The organism is Thalassotalea sp. G20_0 (assembly GCF_017744175.1).
Lineage (GTDB): Bacteria > Pseudomonadota > Gammaproteobacteria > Pseudomonadales > Endozoicomonadaceae > Endozoicomonas.
In genome coordinates this window covers 1-765 of record NZ_JAGHQV010000331.1, presented here as the reverse complement: position 1 = coordinate 765, position 765 = coordinate 1, and the positions used below count along the sequence as shown (strand labels likewise).

Here is a 765-nt window from a genome sequence, read left to right as displayed (position 1 = left end):
AAGTTTTACTGGAACCGCGTTGCCAATTAACCTACCGATAACTTTTATATATACAGGGTCGTCAGGCCTAGTAAAACGATAGTTAGGTGGGAAGCTTTGAAAAATAGCCGCCTCCCTCAAAGATATTGCTCGATCTTGCTCTGGATGACCAAAACGTCCATTTCCATAACCGAAACATTGGGTAGTCATGGTAGGGGCTGGCGCATCCCAGCTCATACGACCATAAACACTACCATATGTTTTACCTTTGTCGCCTTTATGGCAATTAGCTATCAGTTCTGGATCCCAATCTCGCCAGGTTCCTCCTGGCTTCGACTGACGGATACGCTTTAAGTTCAAAGGAGACAAACGAGAGCACTGATGTAGGGGATCATTTTGATCTTGTTCACCAGCTTTAAGCTTGGTCAATGAGCCAATGGCTTCCCTCACAGACACGAACTGATCCGTGTTGTGCGTTGCACCTGGAACAGTAACTCTTCCAAATCGAGATGCCAGTAACACAAGCCGTTGCCGGGATTGAGGCAACCCATATAAACGACAGTCAACAACCTTAAAGTCAAGATGATAACCTTGTCTGGTCAATTCTTCGACAAAATCATGAAATACAGCATGCCGGACAAGCTCTGGCACATTCTCCATTGTTACCAGATCAGGGCAAAGGTCACCAACTAGGTCTGCAAAGTGGTGCAAAAGCCCCCATTTTCCATCTTTGGAAGTATCACGGCCTTGGCTGTATTTTGAAAATGGCTGGCACGGTGCACAGCC

1 protein-coding gene is annotated in these 765 nt (G+C 46.3%); it reads right to left on the bottom strand.

Features of this window, described 5'->3' with window-relative positions; all coding sequences use genetic code 11:
* Positions 1-765, bottom strand: a 765-nt coding sequence (locus J7438_RS26350) for a DNA cytosine methyltransferase (RefSeq protein ID WP_209278989.1), incomplete at both ends; no start/stop codon positions are given.